We start from the raw sequence: 23,536 nt of genomic DNA on the forward strand, positions 1-23,536 counted from the left end.
CTCCTCAGTGAGCCGTCCAGCCGCCGTCGACCGGCAGGGCGGAGCCCGTAATCGAGGCCGCGGCATCGCTGGCCAGGAACGCTGCGAAAGCCCCGATCTCCTCCACGGTGGCGAAGCGCTTGTTCGGCTGCTGTGCCAGCAGCACGTCCCGGATCACCTGCTCGCGCGGGATGCCGTGGGACTTGGCCTGTCCTTCGATCTGGGCCTCGACCAGCGGGGTGAAGACATAACCCGGGCAGATGGCGTTGCAGGTGATGTTTTCCTCAGCCGTCTCGAGAGCGACCACCTTGGTTAGGCCCACGATCCCGTGCTTCGCCGCCACGTAGGCGGCCTTGAACGGGGAGGCGACGAGTGCATGCGCCGAGGCTATGTTGATGATGCGTCCCCGGCCCTGGCGCCGCATGGCCGGAACGGCGAGGCGGATGGTGTGAAAGGCGGAGGACAGGTTGATCGCCAGGACCGCGTCCCATTTCTCGACCGGGAACTGGTCGATCGGACTGACGTGCTGGATGCCGGCATTGTTGACCAGGATATCGAGGCGGCCGAAGGCCTCCAGGGCAAGGCTCACCATGCCGGCGATCTCGTCCGGCTTGGTCATGTCGGCTGCCGAATAGATCGCCTTGCCGCCCGTCTCGCGCTGGAGGAACTCGAGGGTGTCGTTGACCTCCTCCGGCTTGCCGAAGCCGTTGATCACAACAGAGGCTCCGGCCGAGGCGAAGGCGCGGGCGATCCCGAGTCCGATGCCGCTGGTGGAACCGGTGACGAGGGCGACCTTGCCGTCCAGAGATTTTGCGGAACCGGTCGCGGGCTGGGTGAAGGCGACGTTCATGGTAATCCTCCTGATGGTGGTGCGCTGTTGGGGCGGAGCGTCATCCGACCCGTTCGACGATGGCAGGGGGAGGATCGGACCTGAAATGCCGCCTCGCTCCCGTATTGATAGAGGCCCGCTATCGAGCCGCCCGGCTACGCCTAGTGGACCGCGGCCGGGGCTGGCGTCGGGACATCGCGCCCGGTTTCAGGCAACGGGCTCTCGGCCATGGGCCGCAACCGTACGGCCAGAAGCGAGGCGACCAGGAGCGAGATCCCGACACCCGTGACGCACGCTCCCCAGCCGAAGCGATCGAAGACCTGCCCCAGGACTGCGCTGCCCACCAGCCCGCCCGAGAAGTAGGAGGCGAGATAGAGCCCACTTGCCGAGCCCCGGTCCATCGTGGCCGCATAGCTGACAAAGCCTGTGGCGGTCGCCTGGGCGAAGAACGTGCCGCCACCGATGAGCATCAGGCCGATCAGAACTGCCGGGAGGTTCGGCACGACCAGGAGGGGCAGGCCGAAGCCTGCGATGGCCAGCGAGCCCCAGAAGGTCGGCCGGGTCCCGAACCGCTGCACCGCACGGCCGGCCAACAGGGTGGTGACGATGGATGGGGCGAAGACGAGGTACACGAGCCCGAGGCTCATCTGGCTGAGTGCGATCGGCTCACGCACCAGCACGAAGTTCACGAAGGTGAAGGTGCCGATGAAGGCAAACAGGATGCAGAAGCCGATGGCGAAGCTGGGGCGCAGGAGCGGGTTGCGCAGGTGCTCCGCCCAGACGGAGAACGGTGACGGGCCGGATCCGCCCTGATCCGTCATCATCGCGGCCTGCGTGAGCCAAACATAGACGATCACGGCACCGAGGAGGTTCAGGCCCGCCAGGGACAGGAAGGTCGCCGGCAGGCCGAGATGATCGGCAAGTCCCGCCGCCAGAAGCCGGCCGAAGAGGTTGCTGGCGACGTTGCCGGTGATGTAGGCCGCGAAGGCCCCGCCCGCATCCGTGGCGCTGCAATGCTCGCCGAGATAGGCCAGGGTCAATGTGAATGCGGAGGCCATGCACAGCCCCTGGGCGATCCGCAACACCGTGAAGGTCGCGAGGTCAGGCGCGATGGCCAGCAGTGCCGTCGGGATCGCCAGTACCGTGAGGCTGATCAGGATGCCGCGCCGGCGATCGATGCGATGGCTGAAGTAGGCGACGCCTAAGCAGGCGGCCGCCATGCCCATCGTGGTGGCATTGACGGCAAAGCCTATGGCGGCGGGTTTCACGCCGTAGCTCCGGGCCAAGGCCGGCAGGATGGCCTGTGTCCCAAAGAGATCGACTACCGTCAGGAAGGCAATCAGGCCAATAAGAAGAGTCCGTTCGATCGTGCCGGCATGATGGCCATGCATCGACCTCGCTTCGTGTTGGCTGGATGTGGTCATCGTCATCTCCTGTCGCAGGAGGGTGGACTGGTGCCGGGCCTGACGGACCGGGCACCAGCCGGGGCAGCCGAACGCATCACATCATGTGAGGGTCTGCCTTGGGCATGTCGTGGAATACATCGGACGACAGCAGCACCACCGGGGTCTTGCCGGTGTTCTTCCACCAGTGCTGAACCCCGCTCTTCTCGACCGAGACCTCGCCGGCCTTATGGACGATCGGCACCGAGCAGTTGCTGGCATATTCCTCGATCGTGCCAGAAACGACGTAGATCAGGGCAGGACGGTCCTCGTGGCTGTGCCAGGGCACGATCCCGCCGGGCTGGACGACCAGTTTCCGCGTCCGCAGTTGGCGATCAGCGAGGTTAACCTTCTCCTTGGACAGGTCGATCGAGGCGAGAACCGTGTCCGTGACGCCCTTGGGCTGCATCTCGCCCTGCGTGCGGACGCCGGGGCTGACCTTGTCCGCCGGGCACTCCCCGGCCTGGGCAGAGAGGGAAAGGAAGGCACCTGCCGCAAGGGTAGCCGCGCAAAGCCCGGTCCGGATCATATGAGCGCCTTGAATTCGGTTCAGCATGTCGATGTCTCCTCTGTTCCGCCGCGCCCGGATGGAGGCACCTTCGGGAGCCAGCGCGATGCGGTGATCGGATGGTCAGGCAGGCGGAGACGGAAGTGAAATGCCGAGCCGACCTCGACTCGATAGCCAAAAGCTATCGCGGCTCCAGAGCCGCAGGTGGTATTTTAAGGGTGCGAGCTTGTCAGCGCGGACACTGATCCCTGGAGAATGCTCTCGAAGGAGGATCCCATGGAAATGCACCAGATCCGGTACTTCCTGGCCGTGTGCGAGGAACTCAACTTCACGCGGGCGGCGGACCGCTGCAACGTGGCCCAACCCTCCCTGACGCGGGCGATTAAGCTCCTCGAGGAGGAACTGGGCGGCCAGCTCTTTCATCGGGAGCGCGCCAACACCCACCTGTCGGAGCTCGGCCGGATGGTGAAGCCGCATCTGGAGGAGGTCTATACGCACTCGCTTGAGGCCAAGAGGCAGGCCCTCGACTTCACCAAGCTCAAGAAGACCAGTTTGAGGCTCGGGGTGATGTGCACGATCCAGCCGGACGAACTCATCGACCTGGTGAGCGGACTTCAATCCAGGCACCCCGGAATCGAGCTCGAAGTGGTGGATGCCAGCGCGGCCCAGTTGGAGGACCGCCTCCTCAGTGGGGATCTCGAGGTGGCCATCTACTGCATCCCGGGCCAGGAGCCGGATGAGCGCCTGCATTACATGCCCCTGTTCCGGGAGCAGTTCATGATCGTGGTGTCGCCCAACCATCCCTTGGCGCAGCGCAACACGATCCGCCCGAGCGACCTCACGGGCGACCGCTATCTCAACCGGGTCAATTGCGAGTTCTTCTGCTATGCCGGAGCGCTCTGGCGCGAGCATGGCTTCGAGGGATGCGCGACCGTCTACCGGAGCGAACGCGATGACTGGATCCTCGCCATGATCGCCGCCGGGCTCGGCTTCGGCTTCATGACGCAGAGCTGCGCCAAGCATCCCATGGTGGTCTGCCGCCCCATGGTCGATCCCGAGTTCTGGCGCGAGGTGAACTTGGTGACTGTCCGCGGGCGGCCGCACTCGCCCGCGGTCGGCGCTCTGGTCAAGGAGGCGATGCGGGCCCGCTGGCTGGGCCAGCCCGCGATCGCCGCAAAGGCCGAGAAGGAGCGAGTGGCTCTCGAGCACCCACCCCTTGAGCTAGCCCAATGAGAGCTACGCCACTCCCTTCAGGTGAGGCTTCGTGATCGCTGTTTCCGAAGCGACCTGGTCGAGGCCAGGATCGGATCCTGTGATGAGGCGTGTGCCGCGCTGGAGGCTGACATAGGTCCAGGCCCAGTTCATCGCCACGACCAATCGGTTGCGGAAGCCGATCAGGAAGTAGATGTGCGCCAAGCTCCAGAGCCACCACGCCAGGTAGCCGCTGAGGCGGAGCCGGCGAAACTGCACCACGGCCCTCTTGCGGCCGATGGTGGCCAGCGCCCCTGGGTCGCGGTAGCGGAAGGGCGGAAGATCGCCCCCGGCAACCCGTGTCCGGATCAGCTTGGCAAGGTATTTTCCTTCCTGCTTCGCCACGGGGGCGACCCCCGGGAGAGGCTTCCCGTCCATATCGAGCACATGGGCCGTGTCACCGATGACGAAGATCTGCGGGTGCCCCGGCACGCTGAGATCGGGTGCGACCCTGACGCGCCCCGCCCGATCGGTTTCGGCCCCCAGCCATCGACCGGCGAGCGAGGCCTGCACGCCCGCGGCCCAGAGGATGGCGCGCGTCCCGATGCGCTGGTCCCCGAGCAAGACGCCGGCGTCATCGCAGCCCGTGACGGCCGTCGAGACCCGAACCTCGACCCCGAGTTCCTCGAGCGAGCACCGTGCCGCCTCCGAGAGATGCTCCTCGAACACCGGCAGAAGGCGCGGGCCCGCCTCGACCAGGACGATGCGAGCATGGGTCGGGTCGATCGAGCGAAAGTCGGCCGCTAGGGCCTCACGGGCCAGCTCGGCGATGGCTCCCGCCATTTCGACGCCTGTCGCGCCACCCCCGACCACCACGAAGGTGAGCAATCGGCTGCGCTCCTCCGGGTCCGTCTCGAACTCGGCCTTCTCGAAGGCCAGCAGGATCCTGCGGCGCAGGCCAGTGGCATCGTCGATCGTCTTGATCCCTTTCGCGAACGCCTCCCAGTCGTCGTGACCGAAATAGGCATGCCGGGCTCCGGTCGCGAGCACGAGATAGTCGAACGGAATGCGGCGATCTCCCGCCACAACCTCGCCGGAGTCCGTGTCGATGCCGGTGGCTTTCGCCAGCATCACCGACGTGTTCCGCTGGCCCTTGAGGATCGTGCGGATGGGCGAGGCGATATCGGCCGGCGATAGCGCCGCCGTCGCCACTTGGTACAGCAGCGGCTGGAACACATGGTGGTTCCGCTGGTCTATGACCGTAACGTCGACCGGTGTGTCGGCGAGGGCCTTCGCGACCGTCAGCCCCCCAAAGCCGGCGCCAACGATCACGACCCGGGGCCGCCCGGTGTGAGATACCTCGTTCATGTCAGGCTCCTTTCGTCGGGTTCCGACGCATTCTCGTGAAGGGTTCATCGGGTGAAAGCGGCGACCTGCGGCCTGCGGAACAGGAGGTGGTCGAGGGAGAGGGTGCCGGGCCCTCGGCTGATGACCACCAGGAGGGCCGTGGCCCAGAGGATGTGGTCCGGCCAGCCGCCTGGATAGACGAAGGCCTGGATCACGGCCGTCATGGCGAGCAGCCAGGCCGCCGACAGGCGCGACGCGAGACCGACGATCAGCAGGACCGAGAAGACATTCTCGGAGAAGGTCGTCAGGTACGCGGCGAAATCGGGCGGGAGCAGCGGAACCATGTACTCCTCGTGGAACAGAAAGAGCGTGGAGTCCTTGATGTGGAATCCCTCGATCTTCGTCTGGCCCGAGCGCCAGAAGACCCCGCCGGCGGCAAGGCGGGCGATCAGCGAGACGAGACTGTCGGGAACGGCGTCAGCGAGAGCAATGCCCCGATCGACCAAAGCTTTGATGGACATCGTGGAGCCTCCTTTGGTTCAGGACCGGAGGATGCCGATCCTGTCCCGATATCACACCACCCGCCGGTCCGCGCCGGAAATACCGAGGAGCCATCGATCCCATAGCCGGTTGCTATCCTGTCTGGATGGACTGGTGACACAGCCAGCGCCGCCGGTTCCCAAGTGCCGACTGGTCAGTAAGGCGTTCCCTCCGCGCGCTGGCGGTGCAGGGCCTCGGCATACCAGGCGAGTTCACTCACGAAGCGGCCGGCCGCCTTGTCGAGCCAGGGCACTTGCGCATGTCCGTCGGGGGTGAGGGCCGTGCCGATCTCGGGAATGGGTAGCAGGGATGGAATGCTCGGGGTCCCGATCTCGCCCAGCATGGTGCGAAGCTGCATGGCGGCCCGAACGCCGCCGAAGCGCCCGCCCGAGTAGCAGACGATCGCTGACGGGCGCCAGAAATACTCCTCCAGGAAGTGATCCAGCGTGTTCGACAGGGCCGGCGGGATGCTGTGGTTGTACTCGCCCGACACCACCACGAACGCATCGGATTTTCGGAGGAGTTCGGCGAGACGCTCGAGGACCTCGGGCGCCTGCCCCTTGGGATGTTCTTTGTACATGCGGTCGAGCAGGGGGAGGCTCAGCTCAAGGGGATCGACAAGGGGCGCTTCATACCCGCGCTCCTCGAGGTGACGGATGATGAAGCGGGCGGCCCGCAGCCCCTGCCTGTCGGAGCGGACCGAGCCCAGGATGACTGGCGTAAGGAGCGGCATCTCGTCCTCCTGTCTGTTGATGTTCGGGCGCAGTGCATGGATCCGCCCTAACGCCCCTCCATCAAGCCACCAGGCGCTCTGGATCTGAAATGCCCGAAAGCCATCGAACCCATAGCCTCCTGCTATGGGACATTCTGCGACCATGGGTGTCTCGTGAAGCAGGGGAGATCTCACCTGATGGATGCCAAGCACCTCCACTCATCGCTAACCAGAATGACAGCTCGCGTCGGGTACCACTCCCGAACCTACTTCATGCGGCTTGAGGCGTGGATCAGCACGATTGAGAGCGCCATCAATGCCGCGGTCCATAGAGCCTTTCTATGATCGCGGAAGCCGACCGATATTTCCGCTCGTGCTCGCCAACTGCCATCCTCTCTGCACCAAATAGCCGAAGCCCCTTGGGTCAGGCTTGGCGCAAGGAGGTTATGATGAGCACGAGCGAAGCCGAACATGTCCTCGTCGTGGACGACAATCACATCTTCCGCGAGACCCTCGCACAGAGGTTGCGGGATGCAGGACACCGGGTCACCGCGGCAGAGACCGCAGAGAAAGCCTTTTTCGCATTGCGCGACTGGAGCAGGCCGGTTGGTTGGCTTTACACGCGTGCCTGCCTGCCAGGTCTCATCGATGGCTGGATCCTCGCCGACGAATACCACGACCACCAGAGGAAGCGCGCGGTCATCATTGCTGCGTCGGAGGCGCGCGAGTCGCAACAGGGGGATATCGTCCTGGATCACCCGTCAGTCACGACCGTTCTGGACATGCTCCGGCACATGATCGGGGCCGCGCGAGCGAATACGGCTGCGGCACCTGCCGAAACGGGCTACCGACGGCGTGCGGCCTGACGGCCAAGGCATGAAGATTGGAGTTTTCCGGAGTGTCGTTCCAGAGTGGAAACCTCGGAAGGCTAGACTTTGGACTGCTCCCGTTACGGCAACGAAGGTTCCGATTGCCGCCGCCGATGGATTCTGCCTCCCGCTTGGGCTCTATAACCCCTGATGTCCCGGGCTGTGGATGCCTACGATGATCCTGACGGCGAGAATTCCCGACAACGTGGTGATCAGATCAAAATCCGGATCAGCCGCTGCCCCATCGGCGGCAGCCCTCAAACTTGCACCCTTCAGGAGCGCCATCAGGAAGGTGGCTGCGCCAGGGGGGAGGCGGTGGACCTCCACGTCGAGATCCGGGCGGGCCACGAGGGCGTCCTCTCCGTTCGAGCCGTCGATCATGGGTGATTCACCCGAGTGGGTATGGGCTTCCCAAATCGACACGACCGGGTACTGCGACGTCACGATCTGCACGGAGGGATGTAGCTTGAGATGGGTGTCGTCCCACCGGTTTGGCGCAAGAGCGGCAAGTTCATCGAAGGTGAGCGGAGAAGCATCCGCCGCGTGATAGGCGCGCGTCAGCGCTGCCTCAAGGCGGGCCACATCGCCCAGGTATGGGACTGGGCCTGCGGGTGGGAAGGTCTCGATGAAGTTCGCGAAGTCGTCGCCATAGGTCATGAGAACAGGCGAGCGGGGTGGCGACAGCTCGATGAACACCCGGGCCGTGGCGCGGAAGAATTCGTCTCCGACAAGAGCGTGGCAGACAGGAAACCGGGCCACGAGAGCCTCGGTCAGGCTGACGAAAACATTGTTGCGGTAGACATTGAAGCGGTGCCCGGCCCGGTTCCTCCCTGCCGCATGGATCCCCGGCGGGGCCTCACGCGTGCGGTCGAGCAAGGCTAGGGAAAAGTGCTTCCGAAGCGCACGCAGCGACAGCATGACGGACCTCACGTGAACTCGAGCACGGCCCTGCGGCGGTATCTCTCCGTTACCAGGGCGCGATCCGCCTTCCTGGCCTCGGTCATCAGAGTAGGAAATGCGGGAACGTCATTGTCCCATTCGATCAGCGTCGCGACCGGTCCGGTCCGCCGGAGAGTCAGCTCGAACAGCCTCCAAACGATGTCCGCCACCGGAGTGCCGTGGGCATCGATCAGGAGCCGGTCCCCGGTATCGCCCTGGTCCTCGACAAACCCGGCAAGATGGATCTCGCCGACGTATTCGACAGGAAAGGCGTCGAGATAGGCTGTTGCATCGTAAGCATGGTTGGTGGCCGAGACGAACACGTTGTTGACGTCGAGAAGAAGCCCACAGCCGGCCCGGCACGCGATCTCGCGCAGGAAATCGATCTCCGACATGTCGCTTTGCTCGAAGGCGATGTAGGTGGAAGGATTCTCCAGCAGCATGCGCCGCCCCAAGGTCTCCTGGACCTCGTCGACGTGCTCGCAGACCCGCCTCAGGGTCGGGCCATCGTACGGCACCGGCAGCAGATCGTTGAGGAACACGGTGTCGTGCGTGGACCAGGCGAGGTGCTCGGAAAACGACTCGGGCTCGTAGCGCTCGATCAGGCGACGCAGGCGGGCGAGATGCGTCTTGTCGAGCGGCTGGTCGCCGCCGATGGACAAACCCACGCCGTGCACCGACAACGGATAATGGGCTCGAATCCGCTCCAGGTACCGGTGCGGCGGTCCGCCGTCGCCCATGTAGTTCTCCGCATGCACCTCGAAGAACCCGACTGGGGGTAATGCCTGGAGGATCTCCCCGTAATGCCGGGGCTTCAACCCCAGTCCGGCCCGTGCGGGAAGCACCCCGAGGCTGGAAGGTGTGCGAGAGGCTGGTGCAGTCATGGCATCCTCCTGTCCTGTGCTCAATGACGGCCCGGGCCCAAACAAAGCGGATCCCGGGCGCTTGGTACGTCCATCGTTGGGCCCGGAACTGTGTCCCGGCAGGTCGATCAGGACGGTGGAAGGTCGCGGTTGACCGCTTGCAGGCTGCCCATGCGGTTGCCGGGGGCCATCACGGTCGTGCAGGTACCCTTGGGCACGATCTTCCAGGCGTTGCCCTGATAGTCGATCTTGGAGGTGCCGGCACAGGTGGTGCCGGGGCCGGCCGCACAGTCGTTCTGTCCCTTGAGGGCAACTCCGAAGCACTTTTCCTGGTCGGCCGTCGGTGGGGGCTTGGGCTGCGCATGGGCGGCAGTCGCCGCGGCATAGGCGAGGGACGCCGCCATGGCCGCGGCAACGCTGATCGTGGTTCGGGTGGTCATCGGTTGTTTCCTCCATTCGTGGAGCGGCGCCACGACGGCGTCCGCACGAGCCATGGTCATGGCAACGGAAGGACAGGTGAAATACCGGCTTGCGATGGAGCCGATAGCTGCCGTCTATCATGGGGTGGCCGGCTGGATCGAGCGGGGCTGACGTCCGCACGGTCTGCCCTTCGGCTGACGATAGCCTGAGGATATGGACTTGAAAGCCATTCGGAATTTCAGGCGGAGAACGCATGGCCTCATGCTTGCGGCATGGCTCACGAACAGCGCGTGAGCGGCAACCAGGAGGACCGATCCATGACAGCCCGCATCGCAGCTCTCGCCGCAGCGACCCTCATCCCGTTCACCCTCGCCCTCGTGCCCGTCGGTGCAAGGGCGGAGGACTCGACCCACCAGGTGCTCGAGAACGGGCTCGTCCGCGTCAAGAGCGCTTACCCGTTCAACGAGACCATCGACCGGATCAAGCAGGACATTGCGGCGAAAGGCATCATGTTCTTCCTCGCGGTCGACCAATCGAAGCTCGCCTCCGAGGCCGGGATCAAGCTGAGGCCGTCGACGCTCCTGGTGTTCGGCAATCCGGCACTCGGCTCGCAGTTCATTACGTCCAACCCGGATGCAGGGATCGACTGGCCGGTCCGGCTGCTGGTTTCGGAGGGTGAGACCGGTGCCGTGTGGACCGTTTACAACGACTTCCATCATATCGCCCGTCGCCATCGCATAACGGATCGGGACACGGCTTTCGACAAAGCATCCGATGTGATCTCGTCCATTGCATCAAGCATTTCCGAGTAGGGCCTGGCGAGGCGACTGACTCGCCAAGGATTGAAGACGGAGCTGGTCGCACACTTCCACCCTGTCGTGGATACGGATCGGTGCTTTCCCGGCTCCTAGGAGGCATTGCCCGAAGAGACGGTGACTCCGGATTTGACGTACGTTCTGCCTGGAAGGAAGGTCGGTTCCTGGCACGTTCCGGACGGTGGGCGAATTTCCGCTTTGGACAGGAACATCCGATGTTCCTGTCAGTGAACGAATTTCACTACCTGACCCAAAGCAGTCATCGTCGGCGTCGGGGATGTCCTAAACCTAGCGTGCTCTATCGGTACCTTCATTACGAATTATTCGCGCCGGAGCTCTTAATGGATCGTTGCTCTCCACGCTCCCGGCGTAGTGCCGACGAGGCGTGCGAACGTGCGGGTGAGATGGCTTTGGTCGGAAAAGCCACACGTCAACGCGATGTCCGCGAGGGAGGTGTCGCGGAAAGTGAGGAGATCTTTCGCCCGCTCCACGCGGCGTCGTTGAAGCCATTGATAGGGCGCCATGCCCGTCGATCGCTTAAAAGCATGAGCGAACTGGCTCGTCCGCAGTCCACATAGGCTCGCGAGTTCGGCCAGTCCGATGCCACCTACCACGCTGGTCTCCATAACCTCTTTCGCCAGCCGCTCTTGCCATGTGCTCAAGCCGCCTCTGACCGGACGACGCATGGCCAGATCTCCATAGGTAGCGCATACATAGATCCCGAGGCTCCACATAAAGTGATCCGCAAATAGCGGGTCAATGGTCTCTGGTGCGTCGAAGTAGGGATGGATCCGCAGGGCGAGACGGCGAAGGACCGGATCGTCCGTCACATGATAGAGGCTCTTGCCCAGGTGCGTCACGTGCGGCACTTCGAGATCATCCGCGATCTCGCGCATGAAACTCCGCTGTAGGATGGTTTCGACCGTATGGCGAGGTGTGGTGAAGTCGATGTGCTCCAAGCCCGACACGTATAGGAAATGCGTCTCGCCCCTGCGGTGCGGACGCGAAATGGTGCGGCCGTCCATGACGACGTCGCTCTTCTCATCGTTGAAGCGCACGCCAATGCTGTAGGCGTCTTCCCACTTCGGAAACTCTGCATTGCTCTCGACAGACTTGAAGCCGTAGCAGACATCAGCCGAGATCAGCCGAGAGCTTGAGAGCCCCCGGACGGCAAGCTTTCTGTCCGTCTTGCGAGGCAGCCCAATTGGAACCGTGGCGACTTCAACCAATCGCAGGTTGAGGCTCATGGCGACCTCCTCCGTCTCGTGACACCCCATTCCTAACATGGCAGCGCAATGCAGGGTACCTCGTCCCTATTGCTTCGATCTGCGCCTCACAGAGAAGGATTGGACGAGAGAGTTAGGTCTGCATTGAACGATCCTGCAATTCGGTTGGAAAATGGATCTGGGCGCCGGATAAGCCAGTGCCCAGACGGGAGGCTATTGGAGCCCGGCGTTGACGGCAGCACGGGCAATCAGGTCGGCCACAACCTGGGGGGTTGAGACATAGACCGCATGGCTGCCTGGCGTTTCCACGGTGATGGCTCCCGCTCGCTCAGCCATCTGACGTTGGGCAGCGGGCGGCATCATTTTGTCGTCAGTCGCCACCAGATACCAGGTGGGCTTCCCCTTCCACGCTGGCGCGCTCACCTTTCCTTCCAGCGCGGCGACGCCCCAGGGGACCTGGGAAGCCGCCATGAAGGATGCGAGTTCCACGTCAACGTCCGCGGCGAACGAGTCAAAAAACTTGGCCCGATCGAGGAAGAGAAACCCGTCCATGGGGGCCAGGATTGGGGGCACGGGAGAACCAGGCGGCGGGTTCGCAATCAAGCTTGAGACCGACTCTCCGGCATCAGGTGCGAAGGCCGCGATGTAAACAAGGCCAGCAACCTTTGGGTCGGTCCCTGCCTCGGACACCACAACACCACCGTAGGAGTGCCCGACCAGGATCACTTGGCCCGAGGCGGCCGCAATTGCGCGCTTCGTTACAGCTACATCGTCGGCGAGCGAGGTCGTAGAGTTCTGCACGACAGTAACATCGAAGCCGTCCTTCTTCAGGATACTATAGACGCTCTGCCAGCCGGAGCCGTCCACAAAGCCGCCATGGACGAGGATGACGGACTTGACGGGTTCTTCGCCAGCCGCCTTGGCTGAGACGGCGCCGATGCCGAGAGCCAGGGCTGCGGCAGAAGCAAGAAGAGTAATGGTGCTGGACATGTTCTTTCTCCCTTTCCAAAGCACTTGTGGGCTGGAAGCAAGCAGCCACGCAGTTCGGGTTGCTCTACCAGCCTGATGCCACGGTATTCGGAGCTGTCGTCCCTCGATTGAACGATCCTGCATCGCTCGCGGTCACAGCGATCGGTAGCACTACTTTGGATAAATTGTAGAGGTTCAGGTTGTATCCGCCCTGTAACGAGCCTGAGCCGGCTGACGCTATAGGCACGGCGAAGGATGGATTGATGGTAGGGCCATTAGGGTTCAAACCTCAGTATCCTATGCTGCTTCGTCCGAGGTCCGCCTTTGGCACTCCTGAGGCCTACGCTTGAAGGCACCAATCCTGGCGTAACCAGACCTTCCTCACGGTCCGCGAACTTCGTTGCCTGACCCCAAGCCGACCTTTGGGCCGCGCGTGACGAGGGACGAGCGGACATTCCTGAAGGATTTGATGGAGCAATCATATTTAGATCAGCGGCAGCCCTTGTTTTCGGTGGCCTGTCGCCCATAACGCTACAGGTGTAGCATCAAGGATCGATCATGAAAGCCTCCCGAGGCACCCCTCCGGCAGTTCCGGCTCATCCAGGCTTGATCCTGCGTGACCGGATCCTGCCTGGCCTTGATCTCTCCGTCAGCCAAGCCGCCCGCGAGCTTCGCATCGCACGCCAGACGCTTCATAAGGTTCTCGCCGGCACGGCCGCCTTCAGTCCCGAGATGGCCACGCGTCTGGCGCGTCTCTCGGGCACGACACCGCACTTCTGGCTTGACCGCCAGCAACAGTACGACCTCTGGCACGCCGAACAGGCGCTCGCCGACGTGCTCGGGCTGATCCCGACACACACCCTTCCGGCCGCTCTTCAGCAAGAGATTGGACTTCATCATGACCGATAAGCCTCAACCCTCCCCGAGAGCGCGGACCGGGGTTGCGGGGCTGGACGATATTCTCGTCGGCGGCTTGTCCCCCGGGCACGTCTATCTCCTGGAGGGCAGCCCCGGCACCGGCAAGACCACCATCGCGCTCCAGTTCTTGCTCGAAGGAGCCAAGATCGGAGAAACCGGGCTCTACATCACCATGTCGGAGACCGAGCAGGAGCTGCGCGAAGGAGCCGCGTCACATGGCTGGACCATCGGCGGCGATGTTGAGGTGTTCGAACTCGTGCCGCCGGAGAACCTCCTTGACGACGAGCACCAGCAAAGCCTGCTCTACTCGTCGGATCTGGAGCTGGGTGAGACCACCAAGGCCGTGTTCGAGGCCATCGACCGAGCCCAGCCGGTCCGCATCGTGATCGACAGCCTGTCCGAGATCCGCCTCCTGGCGCAAAGCTCCCTGCGCTATCGTCGTCAGATCCTGGCGATGAAGCACTACTTTGCCCGGCAGGGCGCGACGGTGCTGATGCTGGACGACCTGACCACCGACACGAATGACAAAACCGTTCACAGCCTCGCCCACGGCGTCATCCGCCTGGAGGGGCTGACGCCCAACTACGGCGCCGAGCGCCGCCGCCTGCGAGTGATCAAGTATCGTGGCCAGTCGTTCCGGGGCGGCTTCCACGACTTCATCATTGCCGAAGGGGGTGTGCAGGTCTTTCCGCGTCTTATCTCCAGCGAGCACAAGACAGGCTTTGACCGCCATGTGCTCACCAGCGGCATTGGTGAGCTCGATACACTCCTGGGCGGCGGCATCGAGCAGGGCTCCAGTACCTTGATCATGGGACCTGCGGGGGCAGGCAAGTCCCTGCTGGCTGTCCAGTTCGCCGTCGCTGCCGCCGCACGGGGCGAGAAGGCGGCCTTGTTCATCTTCGACGAAGAGCTTGGATTGCTCAAGGACCGCACCAGGCTGATGGGCATCGATCTGGACGCGCTGTGCGCCAGCGGTCACCTGTTTATCGAGCAGGTCGACGCCGCCGAGCTCTCACCAGGAGAGTTCGCCCACAGGGTCCGGGCCAGGATTGATCGCGACAGCGTCAAGACGGTCGTGATCGATGGCCTCAACGGCTATCAAGCCGCCATGCCGGATGAGCAATTCCTGACTCTGCATATCCATGAGCTGTTGCAGTACCTGAACCGGCAGGGGGCCTCGACCTTCCTGACCGTGGCCCAGCACGGACTCGTCGGCGACATGAAGTCGCCCGTCGATGTCACTTATCTCGCCGACACAGTCATCCTGCTGCGCTACTTCGAGGCGTTCGGCCAGGTTCGGCGGGCGATCTCCGTCATCAAGAAACGGTTTGGCACGCACGAGAACACCATCCGCGAGATCCGGATCGACACCAAAGGCATTGCCGTCGGAGAGCCCTTAACGGGCTTCCAGGGGGTTCTACGCGGCACTCCGGTCCTGGCCGAGGGCAACCGGTCCCGGCTGCTCGAAGACCGCTGAGCATGAGCGACACACCCCAGTCCCGTTCGGGGCGGGCGCTCATCCTGGCTCCGCACGGACGGGATGCGGCTGTTGCGGCGGACATCCTGCAAGCTGCGGGAATTGCGGCCGAGATCTGCCCCGACCTTCCGACACTGTTGCGCGAGATCGCGCAAGGTGCGGGTTTTGCTCTGGTCACGGATGAGGCGTTCCGCACCACTAATCTGAAGGAGCTTTCCCAATGGCTGTCGGATCAACCGCCGTGGTCCGACTTCGCCTTCGTGCTTCTCACCCGTCGTGGCGGTGGGGTTGAGCGAAATCCGGCCCTGGCGCGTCTGTCCGAGATCCTCGGCAACGTGGTGTTTCTGGAACGCCCCTTTCATGCCGGCACGCTGGTGAGCGTCGCCCGTTCCGCCTTGCGGGGACGGCTTCGGCAATATGAGGCGCGATCCCGCCTGGAGGATCTGCACGAAGGTGAGGAGCGGCTGAGGGCGGCGCTCGAGAAGGAAAGGCGCGCAGCCGAGCATCAGAGGGTGCTCATCAACGAGTTGAACCATCGGGTCAAGAACACGCTCGCGACCGTGCAGTCGATCTCGGCGCAGACCTTGCGCACCGCAGAGACGAAAACGGACGCGCGCGAGGCTTTGGAGATGCGGCTGCTGGCTCTGTCCCGAGCCCACGACGTGCTCACCCGCGAAAGTTGGGAGGGCGCCGATCTGGTTGAAGTGGTCGCCAACGCTCTCAAGCCTTACGAGATCTCGGAGGAGAGCCGCTTCCACATCAAGGGGCCGCATGTGCGGGTCACGCCGCGCATGTCGCTCGCGCTGGCGATGGCGCTGCATGAGCTGGCGACCAATGCAGTGAAGTACGGGGCACTGTCCAACAAGACCGGCACTATCGAGGTGTCATGGGAGTTGCAAAATGGAACCGCGCCACCGCGGCTGACTCTGCGCTGGACGGAGGCCGGGGGGCCGCCCGTGGTCGCCCCGAGTCGGTGGGGCTTTGGGTCGCGTCTCATCGAGCGCACCTTGGCGCAGGATCTGGATGGACAGGTGACGATTGCCTTTCCTCCCACCGGCGTCGTGTGCATTGTCGAAGCCCCTGTGGCGTAGATCTCGGGCGACGATCTGGAACATGTGCAATGATCCTGTTCCATTCGACAATGATCAACGAAGATCGATCTAAAGAACTTGCAAGGAGCGGCGGTGCAAGTTTCGAATGTCGCCCCCGGCAGCTTTCGATGAGGGAGTCTACCCTGTACCACCGATTCCAGCACCTTGCGGAAGTTGACCCGATCGGGACCTTCGTGATTTGACTCAAACCTTGAACACAGGATCCAGGACTCGTAAGTTTATTACGCAATGCCGAGGGGCTGACGTACGATCCCGAATGTCGATATGGGAGTAGACACAGCTCGAGAGACCGGTAACCTGACGAGCCAACCCTCCCAACCAGTCTGTGGAATTCCATCGAGTGCCCATGCCTTCCATTCTGGTCCGACACAATGTTAAGATTCTGGGCCAGGGCGAGCAGCCCATGATCTTTGCCCACGGTTATGGCTGCGATCAGAACATGTGGCGGTTCATTACCCCTGCTTTCCAGGACCGCTACAAGATCATCCTCTTCGACTATGTTGGGCACGGGCAGTCCGATGCTGCCGCTTTCGATCAAGCACGATACGATTCCCTCCAAGGCTATGCTGATGACGTCCTGGCGATCTGCCGCGCGTTGAACCTCAAGGATGTCATTTTCGTCGGACACTCGGTCAGTGCCATGATCGGGGTTCTCGCTGCCATCCGGGAGCCGGAGCGGTTCGATCGTCTTGTGCTCATTGGCCCCTCACCACGCTACATCGATGATGCCGATTTTGTGGGTGGGTTCACGCAGGAGGATATCGAGGGTCTGCTGGATTCCCTCGACAGCAATCACCTCGGCTGGTCGAGCGCCATGGCTCCGGTGATCATGGGCAACCCGGAGCGGCCGGAACTCGGCGAGGAACTTACCAACAGCTTCTGCCGCACCAATCCGGACATCGCCAAGCACTTCGCCCGTGTGACATTTCTCTCGGACAACCGCGCTGACCTGCCCAAGGTGACGACCAAGGCGCTCATCCTCCAGTGCTCGCAGGACGTGATTGCACCCGAGGCGGTTGGGCACTACGTGCATCAGAACCTGCCGGACAGTGAGTTCGTCCTGATGCAGGCGACGGGCCACTGCCCGAACCTGAGTGCACCTGAGGAGACGATTGCCGCCATGGAAGCCTTTCTGCACGGTTCAGCTTCCAACAAGACGGCGGCAGAGTGAGCATCGACCCTAAGGCGATCATCGAAACTCCGGAGGAGCTCTACGAGAGCGCCCCCTGCGGCTACCTCTCGACCCTGCCGGATGGCACCATCATCAGAGCCAACCAAACTTGCCTCACCTGGATTGGTATGGAGCGGCAGGACCTGGTCGGCAACAAGTGCTTCCAGGAACTTCTGAGCATCGGCGACAGGATCTTCTACGACACCCATTTCGCGCCGCTCCTGCGGATGCAGGGATTTGTGAACGAGATTGCCTTCGATCTGATCGGCGCCGACGGACGTGCCTTGCCGGTTCTTGCCAATGCTGTCCAGAAGCGGGACGCAGCTGGGAAGCCTGTCGTCAACCGCATCACCCTCTTCAATGCCACTGACCGGCGACAATACGAGCGAGAGCTGCTTCTCGCGCGCCAAAAGGCCGAGCAGACCGCCGAGGACCTCAAGCGCCTGAACGAGACCTTGGAGGAGAGGGTGGCCCAAGAGGTCGCTGAGCGCCTGAAAGCCGAGGCGGCGATGCGCCAATCCCAGAAGATGGAGGCGGTAGGCCAACTCACCGGGGGCGTGGCGCACGACTTCAACAACCTGCTCACGGTCATCAAATCGTCGACCGATCTCCTCAAGCGTCCGAATTTGTCAGAGGAGCGGCGGGCCCGCTATGTCGCCGCGATCTCTGATACCGTGGATCGGGCCGCCAAGCTCACGAGCCAGCTTCTCGCCTTTGCCCGGCGCCAAGCGCTCAAGCCTGAGACCTTCGATGCGGGGCAGTCCGTTCGGATGCTCAGCGATATGGTCCGTACGCTGACCGGGACACGGATCCAGAGCATCACCTACCTTCCCGACAAGCCGTGTTTCATCAGCGCCGATCCGAGTCAGTTCGACACAGCGCTGATCAACATCGTGGTCAACGCGCGTGACGCAATGGACAGTGAGGGCCAGATCACGATCACCGTGTGGCCGGCCGAGACAATGCCTGCCGTCCGCCGACACGCGGCGGTCAAGGCGCCTTATGTGGCCATTTCGGTCTCCGACACGGGTTCAGGCATCCCGGCGGATCAGATTGATCAGATCTTCGAGCCGTTTTTCACCACGAAGGGCGTCGGCCACGGCACTGGCCTCGGATTGTCCCAGGTGTTCGGGTTCGTTAAGCAGTCAGGTGGGCAGGTCATTGTCGAGAGCGAGGTTGGCCAGGGCACTACATTCACACTGTACCTGCCCCGGGTCATAGCCCCTCTCGGAGTGGCCCCTCCAGAGGAGGAGACCACCGAAGACGGGTACGGTACCTGCGTGCTGGTGGTCGAGGACAACCGCGACGTTGGCACCTTCGTGACGCAGACGCTGGCAGAGTTGGGCTATCGCACCAAGTGGGTCGAGAGTGCACAGGCGGCGCTCGATGAGTTGGCGACATCTCCCGGCGCCCATGACATCGTGTTCTCGGACGTGGTGATGCCGGGCATGAACGGTGTGGAGTTGGCGCGCCACGTGCAACGGCTCTATCCCGACCTGCCGCTGGTGCTGACGAGCGGGTACAGCCACGTGCTTGCTGAGGGAGGGCACGGGTTCGAGCTGCTGCAGAAGCCCTATTCCGTTGAGGCCCTATCCCGCGTGCTTCGCAAGGCGTCCCACAAGGTGCATAAGCGGACACAGGCCGAATAGCGAGTTACACGTGGCACTGTCTCTCCAGCTTTGCACCTGCGACGCAGGTTAGTCACTTTGTTTGGCCGCGATCCAGATGGTGTGTCTTGCGCCCCCGCGTGTTCCGTTTGCGCGAGCGCTGACCTCATCCACACCAAATCCCGCCTTACGCAGACGCTGGGTGAATGCGCTATTCGGGGCCGATGACCAAACGGCAAGGACCCCACCAGGAGTCAGTGCTGTCCGTGCGGAGCTAAGCCCCGACAAGTCGTAGAGGCTGTCATTGGCCTTGCGTGTCAGTCCCTCGGGTCCGTTGTCGACATCCAACAGGATCCCATCGTAAGCCGACCGGCTCGATCTGATCAGACCGCCAACATCCCCTTCGTGGATGCTGACGCGGGGATCGGTAAGGCTGTCGCCGAACACCTCGGCCATGGGACCGCGGGCCCATGCCACGACGGCGGGTACCAGTTCAGCCACAGTGACCTGAGCATCGGGTCCCAATTCGGCAAGCGCAGCGCGGAGCGTGAAGCCCATCCCCAACCCACCGATCAGGATCTGTGGTCGGTCGCGGCCCCGAAGTCTCAGGCAAGACAGTCTAGCGAGCGCCTCTTCGGAACCACTAAGGCGGCTGTTCATCAACTCGTTGCTGCCCAACATGATGGAGAACTCCGCCCCACGCTTCTTGAGGCGCAATTCGCCTCCGTCGCTCGGGACTTTTGCCGTGTCGAGTAAGACCCAAGGAATCATAAAAAGCTCTTCGAACAGCATTCCCCTTTTCAAGGGACCATGCACAACAGAATGCATTTAGTCGAGAACGCCGATCAATGACTGCACGCTCGTCCAAGCCCTTGGTCCGCGCGTCACATTCTCTTGCTCATGATGGTCTCCAAATAGATATCGTTCATGCGACGTCTCTAGATGTAAGTGCTACTTCCGTGCTTTGCGGGCTGCGTAGCGAGCATCACGGGCAGCCTTGCGTTCGGCCTCCAGCCGGGCCTCGTTCACTGCCTTTTCGGCGGCTGCGCGGTTCTCCTGCGCGGCTTGCTCGGCAGCAAGAGCCTCCCGCTCCACAGTAAGGCGGGCCTCGTCGGCTGCGCGCTGAACGTTCTCGGTACGGCGCTGAGCTTCCCGCTCGGCGTGGCGAACATCCCGCGCGGCACTCACCGCTGCCCGGGCAGCCCGCTGCTCCGCAACACCAGGATCATCTGGACCGGGCCGTTGACGGAATTTGGCGGCCATGGCCTGCTTTGCGTCTCTGGCGGCACTCAGCCGTTCGCTAAAATTTTTCTGCTTCATTTCGTTCATGGATCTCAATACGGGTGCTTTGTCTGATCCGTGCCGGCTATCGGACACGTCTGATGCTGGTGATGGTGCCCTCTGGCAGGGAGCCTTGCTCTTGCTGGGCTTGGGCAATCACTCCGATGGCCCAAGTATCGTTCGCCTTTGCTGGATCGTCGATCCACAGATAGGCTGTGCGACCATCGTCATAGTTCACCATGAACATGACGGACTTCGCAGGAGGGGCTTTTCGAAACGTGTACATTACGTCCTCGTCAGCTCGACCATCGGCCGAGGGAGCTTTGCAAAGAAAAAGCCGCTCCACCCGGGAGCGGCTTCGAAGAGGCGCTTAGGATGTGCGCCCGATCATCCTTAGGCATTCTGGATATTGTTGACGGCGATCTTGCCGGAGCGGCGGTCCTCAGCCATATCAAAGGAGACCTTCTGACCTTCGACAAGATTGCGCATGCCGGCGCGCTCGAGAGCGGTGGCGTGGACGAACACGTCCTTGCTGCCATCATCCGGCTGGATGAAGCCGAAGCCCTTCATGTCGTTGTAGAATTTCACAGTGCCCATGATCATGGGAATAACCTTTCGCGGTTGATGCGGATGCACGTGAGTGAAGGCACGCGAAGCGTGACCACAACTCGGTTCGTCGATGGTCTGGAGAGAGCGTCTGAACGTGCGCCTGGCAATGCCAACAGCGAAACGGCCCGATTGTCCGGCCAAAGTCGATAATGAGGATATAAGGCGTAATCAAATTATTACAAGAGGACGGGACGGTATTGCCCGCAGAACAGGGGCAGAAGAATTTGCTTCCCTATCTTGCGTTCCCATAACGCGAATAAACTATCCGACGCGGAGCCTAGGATCGTCCGGTCTCACCGCGAATGACGACGATCGCGGGCAGGGATTGCTCTGCGCTAGGGACCAGCCAGGGCTAGCTCAGCTCCCCAAGCGGTGGAGGGCGGTTCAGGCTAGACGGGGGATCGCGTGATCTTCTTGATCAGAATGCGGGGCCGGCCGGCCTTCTCTGCGATGGCGTTGTCCTGCTCCTCAATGGCTTTCCGGGCCGGCTCATCGCCGTCGAGCCCGCCAAGGAGGGAGCGCGGGACACGCCGGTTCGAGCTACGGGAGCCATCCTCGTAGAGAACGTCGAAGAGAGCATAGCCAGTCTCTTGGGGCTTTGACTTCTTGCGGGCCAATGTTCGCGTTCCTTTGCATAACTGGAGGCACGAGATGCCCATAGGCTAAAACGCAGAGGCCGCTCCAAGTCGGAGCGGCCTCTCTTGCGCAATGAATGACGAGAGGGTTTGATCAAGCTGTCTTCAGGTTCGAGGCTGACTCCTTGCCGGTGCGGCGGTCGGACTCGATCTCGTAGGAGACCTTCTGACCTTCAGCCAGACCACGCAGACCGGCGCGTTCCAGCGCGGATGCGTGGACGAAGACGTCCTTGCCGCCGCTGTCAGGCTGAATGAAGCCATAGCCTTTTGTTTCGTTGTACCACTTCACCGTACCTGTCGCCATGGGAGCTCCTTTTCCCGATTGATGAGCAACCTAAGCCAAGGCGCTGACGCATCTTGGCTGGATGAGTATCGATACTTGGGGAGATCGCCCGTGCAGATGCACGGTAAGGCACAGCAGCTCAGTCGTCGGCCAGTCTCGATCTCGGGACAATAGAATGGCTTCGTAGGCGTTACAAGGCGGTGATCCGATGTCCCTACATCTACCGCCAAGCTGTAGAATGCCGGAAAGCTGGCGGATCGCACGAGGCAGACCTTAACCTGAGTTCCGCATTGGCGGCGTAAGGGGGACCTCTACACGCCGGTGCTTAAAGACCATGTCCAACCCAAAACCGATTATCCGCCCGATGCCGAGCCGTGGCGTGTACTTCTGCCAGACACAGCTGTATCGATCAGATGGGCCAGTCGTTACGTGGGAACCTCATAAAATACTCCGAGTTCAATAAACTTACGGTGCGCTGACGCGACCATCACAACTCTGGCGTCTAAGACACAGGCTCTCTCTTCGAGAGCATAAGCCGTGTCCCAAGGAGTCCATGCCTGAATGACCACGAAGAACAATGCTCTTTCCTTTGAGATTGGTGAAACGGTCGTGTACCCGGCCCATGGTGTGGGTGTGATCACGGCGGTCGAAGAGCAAGAGGTCGCCGGGTTCAAGCTTGAGCTTTTTGTGATTACCTTCGACAAGGACCGCCTTACCCTTCGCATTCCCCTGACCAAAGCCAAGAGCAGCGGCATGAGAAAGCTGTCGGAACCTGCTGTGGTGAAGCAGGCGCTCGACCTCCTGAGCGGGAAGGCAATGGCCAAGCGCGGCATGTGGAACCGGCGCTCGAACGACCTTCAGGAGCGCATCGGGACCGGGCAACTGACAGCCATTGCTGAAGTTCTGCGGGATCTCAACCGTGGCTCAGAGCAGCAGGAGGCTTCCTACAGCGAGCAGCAGATCTTCGAAGGCGCTCTGGACTTCATGATCAGGGAGGTAGCAGCATCCAGCCGGCTGACCCAGACCGAAGCTCGCAAGTTGATCGAACAGAGCCTGGCCAAAGCTCCTCACCTCAACAAGGCTGAGACCCTGGCCGAAGAACCGGAGGGGCCCGATGACGAAGCGGCTGCATAGGGAACGACCCTTCCGTTGAACGAGAGGCCGGTTAACGTTGAGTGCTGCTCCATCTTAGCTCAGGTCATTATTGGTATTGTCGCGCTTCTGCGGTAGCTTTGTCCCGTCAACCTATTGGTACATCAGAATAACTCGGAGCGGGTGCATGGTAACGCGAACTGCCCGTTTGAAGGATTTCACAACCGACGGGTATCCGGGCTGTGGGCTGCCGGTGCAGGTTTTGGCAGAGGATCACGTCGGGACATACATCCTTCCATTCCCGTGTGAGCGCATGAACGGGGAGTGGCGGAATGGGACGACCGGAGAGGCAGTCCAGGCTAGCATCATTGCTTGGCGTGAGTTTCGGGTGAAGAGCAGAGAACCACAACGTCGCTAAGCAGTCCAGCTAAGCGAGAACAGACGCCAAGTATCCTAATCCGACGGCTCTGGGGCCGACACCGCATGCAACTCCGACTTGATATCAAACCCGAATGATTATCGGCTCGCGGAGAGCCGAGCCTATACAAACGGGTGAGGCCGATTAAGTGTACGTGAACCCGCCGTACAGGTCCGACGCGAGAAGGTGGTCACTCTCAGACTCACACAGAGCGATCGCAATTTCTATGACACTTCAATGTTCCACTATGCCTCTGTAGGTATTACGCTCCGAGCCCAACGTTT

At 62.1% G+C, this 23,536-nt stretch carries 25 protein-coding genes; 9 read left to right on the forward strand and 16 right to left on the reverse strand.

Annotated features, from left to right (window positions below; translation table 11 throughout):
* Window positions 1-4 precede the first annotated feature (4 nt).
* From HPT29_RS10485 to HPT29_RS10495, 3 genes are all read right to left on the reverse strand, one after another.
* Window positions 5-829, reverse strand: a complete 825-nt coding sequence (locus tag HPT29_RS10485) for a 3-hydroxybutyrate dehydrogenase (RefSeq protein WP_173948655.1) — start codon at window positions 827-829, stop codon at window positions 5-7.
* A 140-nt stretch (window positions 830-969) separates the two neighbouring features.
* The gene (locus tag HPT29_RS10490) at window positions 970-2,232 is read right to left on the reverse strand and encodes an MFS transporter (RefSeq protein WP_173948654.1); all 1,263 of its coding nucleotides are present in this window, start codon (window positions 2,230-2,232) and stop codon (window positions 970-972) included.
* A 76-nt stretch (window positions 2,233-2,308) separates the two neighbouring features.
* A complete protein-coding gene (locus tag HPT29_RS10495; RefSeq protein WP_173948653.1) occupies window positions 2,309-2,806 on the reverse strand; it encodes a cupin domain-containing protein in 498 nt (165 codons plus the stop codon).
* A gap of 228 nt (window positions 2,807-3,034) precedes the next feature.
* Between HPT29_RS10495 and HPT29_RS10500 the strand changes: the two genes are divergently transcribed.
* Entirely contained in the window at window positions 3,035-3,991 is a 957-nt protein-coding gene (locus HPT29_RS10500) for a LysR family transcriptional regulator (protein WP_173948652.1), read from the forward strand.
* 3 nt (window positions 3,992-3,994) lie between these two features.
* On the opposite strand, the gene HPT29_RS10505 is transcribed toward HPT29_RS10500, so the two are convergent.
* The 3 genes from HPT29_RS10505 to HPT29_RS10515 form a co-directional block, all read right to left on the reverse strand.
* A complete protein-coding gene (locus tag HPT29_RS10505) occupies window positions 3,995-5,317 on the reverse strand; it encodes an NAD(P)/FAD-dependent oxidoreductase (RefSeq protein WP_173948650.1) in 1,323 nt (440 codons plus the stop codon).
* A gap of 44 nt (window positions 5,318-5,361) precedes the next feature.
* A complete protein-coding gene (locus tag HPT29_RS10510) occupies window positions 5,362-5,817 on the reverse strand; it encodes a DoxX family protein (protein WP_173948648.1) in 456 nt (151 codons plus the stop codon).
* Between the two features lie 173 nt (window positions 5,818-5,990).
* Window positions 5,991-6,569, reverse strand: a complete 579-nt coding sequence (locus tag HPT29_RS10515) for an NADPH-dependent FMN reductase (RefSeq protein ID WP_173948646.1) — start codon at window positions 6,567-6,569, stop codon at window positions 5,991-5,993.
* Between the two features lie 428 nt (window positions 6,570-6,997).
* Between HPT29_RS10515 and HPT29_RS10520 the strand changes: the two genes are divergently transcribed.
* The gene (locus HPT29_RS10520; RefSeq protein ID WP_173948644.1) at window positions 6,998-7,414 is read left to right on the forward strand and encodes a hypothetical protein; all 417 of its coding nucleotides are present in this window, start codon (window positions 6,998-7,000) and stop codon (window positions 7,412-7,414) included.
* 141 nt (window positions 7,415-7,555) lie between these two features.
* Here the strand turns inward: HPT29_RS10520 and HPT29_RS10525 are convergent, their stop codons facing one another.
* The 3 genes from HPT29_RS10525 to HPT29_RS10535 all read right to left on the reverse strand — a co-directional run bounded on the left by HPT29_RS10525 (window position 7,556) and on the right by HPT29_RS10535 (window position 9,659).
* Window positions 7,556-8,335 carry an HvfC/BufC N-terminal domain-containing protein gene (locus HPT29_RS10525; protein WP_173948642.1) on the reverse strand — a complete coding sequence of 260 codons (780 nt, stop codon included), beginning with the start codon at window positions 8,333-8,335 and terminating at the stop codon, window positions 7,556-7,558.
* A gap of 8 nt (window positions 8,336-8,343) precedes the next feature.
* On the reverse strand, window positions 8,344-9,240 hold the full coding sequence (bufB, locus tag HPT29_RS10530) for an MNIO family bufferin maturase (RefSeq protein WP_173948632.1): 897 nt from the start codon (window positions 9,238-9,240) through the stop codon (window positions 8,344-8,346).
* A gap of 107 nt (window positions 9,241-9,347) precedes the next feature.
* Window positions 9,348-9,659 (reverse strand): BufA1 family periplasmic bufferin-type metallophore, encoded by a 312-nt coding sequence (locus HPT29_RS10535; RefSeq protein ID WP_173948631.1) that lies wholly within the window; start codon window positions 9,657-9,659, stop codon window positions 9,348-9,350.
* 297 nt (window positions 9,660-9,956) lie between these two features.
* On the opposite strand from HPT29_RS10535, the gene HPT29_RS10540 reads away from it, so the two are divergent.
* Entirely contained in the window at window positions 9,957-10,451 is a 495-nt protein-coding gene (locus HPT29_RS10540; RefSeq protein WP_173948629.1) for a DUF302 domain-containing protein, read from the forward strand.
* A gap of 341 nt (window positions 10,452-10,792) precedes the next feature.
* Here HPT29_RS10540 and HPT29_RS10545 read toward each other — a convergent pair whose 3' ends face one another.
* Together HPT29_RS10545 and HPT29_RS10550 are read right to left on the reverse strand one after the other, a co-directional pair.
* Complete coding sequence (locus HPT29_RS10545) at window positions 10,793-11,701, reverse strand: helix-turn-helix domain-containing protein (protein WP_173948627.1); 909 nt, start codon at window positions 11,699-11,701, stop codon at window positions 10,793-10,795.
* A gap of 192 nt (window positions 11,702-11,893) precedes the next feature.
* Complete coding sequence (locus HPT29_RS10550) at window positions 11,894-12,670, reverse strand: alpha/beta hydrolase (protein WP_173948625.1); 777 nt, start codon at window positions 12,668-12,670, stop codon at window positions 11,894-11,896.
* Window positions 12,671-13,207: 537 nt separating this feature from the next.
* Here HPT29_RS10550 and HPT29_RS10555 point away from each other — a divergent pair.
* From HPT29_RS10555 to HPT29_RS10575, 5 genes are all read left to right on the forward strand, one after another.
* Window positions 13,208-13,558 carry a HigA family addiction module antitoxin gene (locus HPT29_RS10555; RefSeq protein ID WP_173948623.1) on the forward strand — a complete coding sequence of 117 codons (351 nt, stop codon included), beginning with the start codon at window positions 13,208-13,210 and terminating at the stop codon, window positions 13,556-13,558.
* Entirely contained in the window at window positions 13,548-15,044 is a 1,497-nt protein-coding gene (locus HPT29_RS10560) for an ATPase domain-containing protein (RefSeq protein ID WP_173948621.1), read from the forward strand. The genes HPT29_RS10555 and HPT29_RS10560 overlap by 11 nt, the downstream gene beginning before the upstream one ends.
* A 2-nt stretch (window positions 15,045-15,046) precedes the next feature.
* A complete protein-coding gene (locus tag HPT29_RS10565) occupies window positions 15,047-16,135 on the forward strand; it encodes a sensor histidine kinase (protein ID WP_173948619.1) in 1,089 nt (362 codons plus the stop codon).
* 424 nt (window positions 16,136-16,559) lie between these two features.
* Window positions 16,560-17,327 (forward strand): alpha/beta fold hydrolase, encoded by a 768-nt coding sequence (locus HPT29_RS10570; protein WP_285892605.1) that lies wholly within the window; start codon window positions 16,560-16,562, stop codon window positions 17,325-17,327.
* Window positions 17,324-18,976 carry a PAS domain-containing hybrid sensor histidine kinase/response regulator gene (locus HPT29_RS10575; RefSeq protein WP_259060537.1) on the forward strand — a complete coding sequence of 551 codons (1,653 nt, stop codon included), beginning with the start codon at window positions 17,324-17,326 and terminating at the stop codon, window positions 18,974-18,976. The genes HPT29_RS10570 and HPT29_RS10575 overlap by 4 nt, the downstream gene beginning before the upstream one ends.
* Window positions 18,977-19,024: 48 nt before the next feature.
* Here HPT29_RS10575 and HPT29_RS10580 read toward each other — a convergent pair whose 3' ends face one another.
* The 5 genes from HPT29_RS10580 to HPT29_RS10600 form a co-directional block, all read right to left on the reverse strand.
* Window positions 19,025-19,705, reverse strand: a complete 681-nt coding sequence (locus HPT29_RS10580) for a spermidine synthase family protein (protein WP_173948697.1) — start codon at window positions 19,703-19,705, stop codon at window positions 19,025-19,027.
* Between the two features lie 180 nt (window positions 19,706-19,885).
* Complete coding sequence (locus HPT29_RS10585) at window positions 19,886-20,263, reverse strand: DUF6481 family protein (protein ID WP_173948616.1); 378 nt, start codon at window positions 20,261-20,263, stop codon at window positions 19,886-19,888.
* Window positions 20,264-20,608: 345 nt separating this feature from the next.
* Window positions 20,609-20,818 carry a cold-shock protein gene (locus tag HPT29_RS10590; RefSeq protein WP_173948614.1) on the reverse strand — a complete coding sequence of 70 codons (210 nt, stop codon included), beginning with the start codon at window positions 20,816-20,818 and terminating at the stop codon, window positions 20,609-20,611.
* 395 nt (window positions 20,819-21,213) lie between these two features.
* Window positions 21,214-21,483 carry a hypothetical protein gene (locus tag HPT29_RS10595; RefSeq protein WP_173948612.1) on the reverse strand — a complete coding sequence of 90 codons (270 nt, stop codon included), beginning with the start codon at window positions 21,481-21,483 and terminating at the stop codon, window positions 21,214-21,216.
* Window positions 21,484-21,553: 70 nt separating this feature from the next.
* Window positions 21,554-21,763 (reverse strand): cold-shock protein, encoded by a 210-nt coding sequence (locus tag HPT29_RS10600; RefSeq protein ID WP_173948611.1) that lies wholly within the window; start codon window positions 21,761-21,763, stop codon window positions 21,554-21,556.
* Window positions 21,764-22,303: 540 nt separating this feature from the next.
* On the opposite strand from HPT29_RS10600, the gene HPT29_RS10605 reads away from it, so the two are divergent.
* Complete coding sequence (locus HPT29_RS10605) at window positions 22,304-22,876, forward strand: CarD family transcriptional regulator (protein ID WP_173948610.1); 573 nt, start codon at window positions 22,304-22,306, stop codon at window positions 22,874-22,876.
* Window positions 22,877-23,536: the final 660 nt, after the last annotated feature.

Origin of the sequence: Microvirga terrae, assembly GCF_013307435.2 — a bacterium.
Taxonomy (GTDB): Bacteria; Pseudomonadota; Alphaproteobacteria; order Rhizobiales; family Beijerinckiaceae; genus Microvirga; species Microvirga terrae.

Excerpts from the sequence above, each read along its gene's own strand:
- HPT29_RS10580 (WP_173948697.1), bottom strand. The coding sequence starts at position 19,705 with ATGATTCCTTGGGTCTTACTCGACACGGCAAAAGTCCCGAGCGACGGA.
- HPT29_RS10490 (WP_173948654.1), bottom strand. The coding sequence starts at position 2,232 with ATGACCACATCCAGCCAACACGAAGCGAGGTCGATGCATGGCCATCAT.
- HPT29_RS10555 (WP_173948623.1), top strand. The coding sequence starts at position 13,208 with ATGAAAGCCTCCCGAGGCACCCCTCCGGCAGTTCCGGCTCATCCAGGC.
- HPT29_RS10485 (WP_173948655.1), bottom strand. The coding sequence starts at position 829 with ATGAACGTCGCCTTCACCCAGCCCGCGACCGGTTCCGCAAAATCTCTG.
- HPT29_RS10540 (WP_173948629.1), top strand. The coding sequence starts at position 9,957 with ATGACAGCCCGCATCGCAGCTCTCGCCGCAGCGACCCTCATCCCGTTC.
- HPT29_RS10600 (WP_173948611.1), bottom strand. The coding sequence starts at position 21,763 with ATGGCGACAGGTACGGTGAAGTGGTACAACGAAACAAAAGGCTATGGC.
- HPT29_RS10520 (WP_173948644.1), top strand. The coding sequence starts at position 6,998 with ATGAGCACGAGCGAAGCCGAACATGTCCTCGTCGTGGACGACAATCAC.
- HPT29_RS10605 (WP_173948610.1), top strand. The coding sequence starts at position 22,304 with ATGACCACGAAGAACAATGCTCTTTCCTTTGAGATTGGTGAAACGGTC.
- HPT29_RS10595 (WP_173948612.1), bottom strand. The coding sequence starts at position 21,483 with ATGGGCATCTCGTGCCTCCAGTTATGCAAAGGAACGCGAACATTGGCC.
- HPT29_RS10550 (WP_173948625.1), bottom strand. The coding sequence starts at position 12,670 with ATGTCCAGCACCATTACTCTTCTTGCTTCTGCCGCAGCCCTGGCTCTC.
- HPT29_RS10585 (WP_173948616.1), bottom strand. The coding sequence starts at position 20,263 with ATGAACGAAATGAAGCAGAAAAATTTTAGCGAACGGCTGAGTGCCGCC.
- HPT29_RS10570 (WP_285892605.1), top strand. The coding sequence starts at position 16,560 with ATGATCTTTGCCCACGGTTATGGCTGCGATCAGAACATGTGGCGGTTC.
- bufB (WP_173948632.1), bottom strand. The coding sequence starts at position 9,240 with ATGACTGCACCAGCCTCTCGCACACCTTCCAGCCTCGGGGTGCTTCCC.
- HPT29_RS10535 (WP_173948631.1), bottom strand. The coding sequence starts at position 9,659 with ATGACCACCCGAACCACGATCAGCGTTGCCGCGGCCATGGCGGCGTCC.
- HPT29_RS10515 (WP_173948646.1), bottom strand. The coding sequence starts at position 6,569 with ATGCCGCTCCTTACGCCAGTCATCCTGGGCTCGGTCCGCTCCGACAGG.
- HPT29_RS10565 (WP_173948619.1), top strand. The coding sequence starts at position 15,047 with ATGAGCGACACACCCCAGTCCCGTTCGGGGCGGGCGCTCATCCTGGCT.
- HPT29_RS10525 (WP_173948642.1), bottom strand. The coding sequence starts at position 8,335 with ATGCTGTCGCTGCGTGCGCTTCGGAAGCACTTTTCCCTAGCCTTGCTC.
- HPT29_RS10505 (WP_173948650.1), bottom strand. The coding sequence starts at position 5,317 with ATGAACGAGGTATCTCACACCGGGCGGCCCCGGGTCGTGATCGTTGGC.
- HPT29_RS10510 (WP_173948648.1), bottom strand. The coding sequence starts at position 5,817 with ATGTCCATCAAAGCTTTGGTCGATCGGGGCATTGCTCTCGCTGACGCC.
- HPT29_RS10560 (WP_173948621.1), top strand. The coding sequence starts at position 13,548 with ATGACCGATAAGCCTCAACCCTCCCCGAGAGCGCGGACCGGGGTTGCG.
- HPT29_RS10495 (WP_173948653.1), bottom strand. The coding sequence starts at position 2,806 with ATGCTGAACCGAATTCAAGGCGCTCATATGATCCGGACCGGGCTTTGC.
- HPT29_RS10545 (WP_173948627.1), bottom strand. The coding sequence starts at position 11,701 with ATGAGCCTCAACCTGCGATTGGTTGAAGTCGCCACGGTTCCAATTGGG.
- HPT29_RS10590 (WP_173948614.1), bottom strand. The coding sequence starts at position 20,818 with ATGATCATGGGCACTGTGAAATTCTACAACGACATGAAGGGCTTCGGC.
- HPT29_RS10500 (WP_173948652.1), top strand. The coding sequence starts at position 3,035 with ATGGAAATGCACCAGATCCGGTACTTCCTGGCCGTGTGCGAGGAACTC.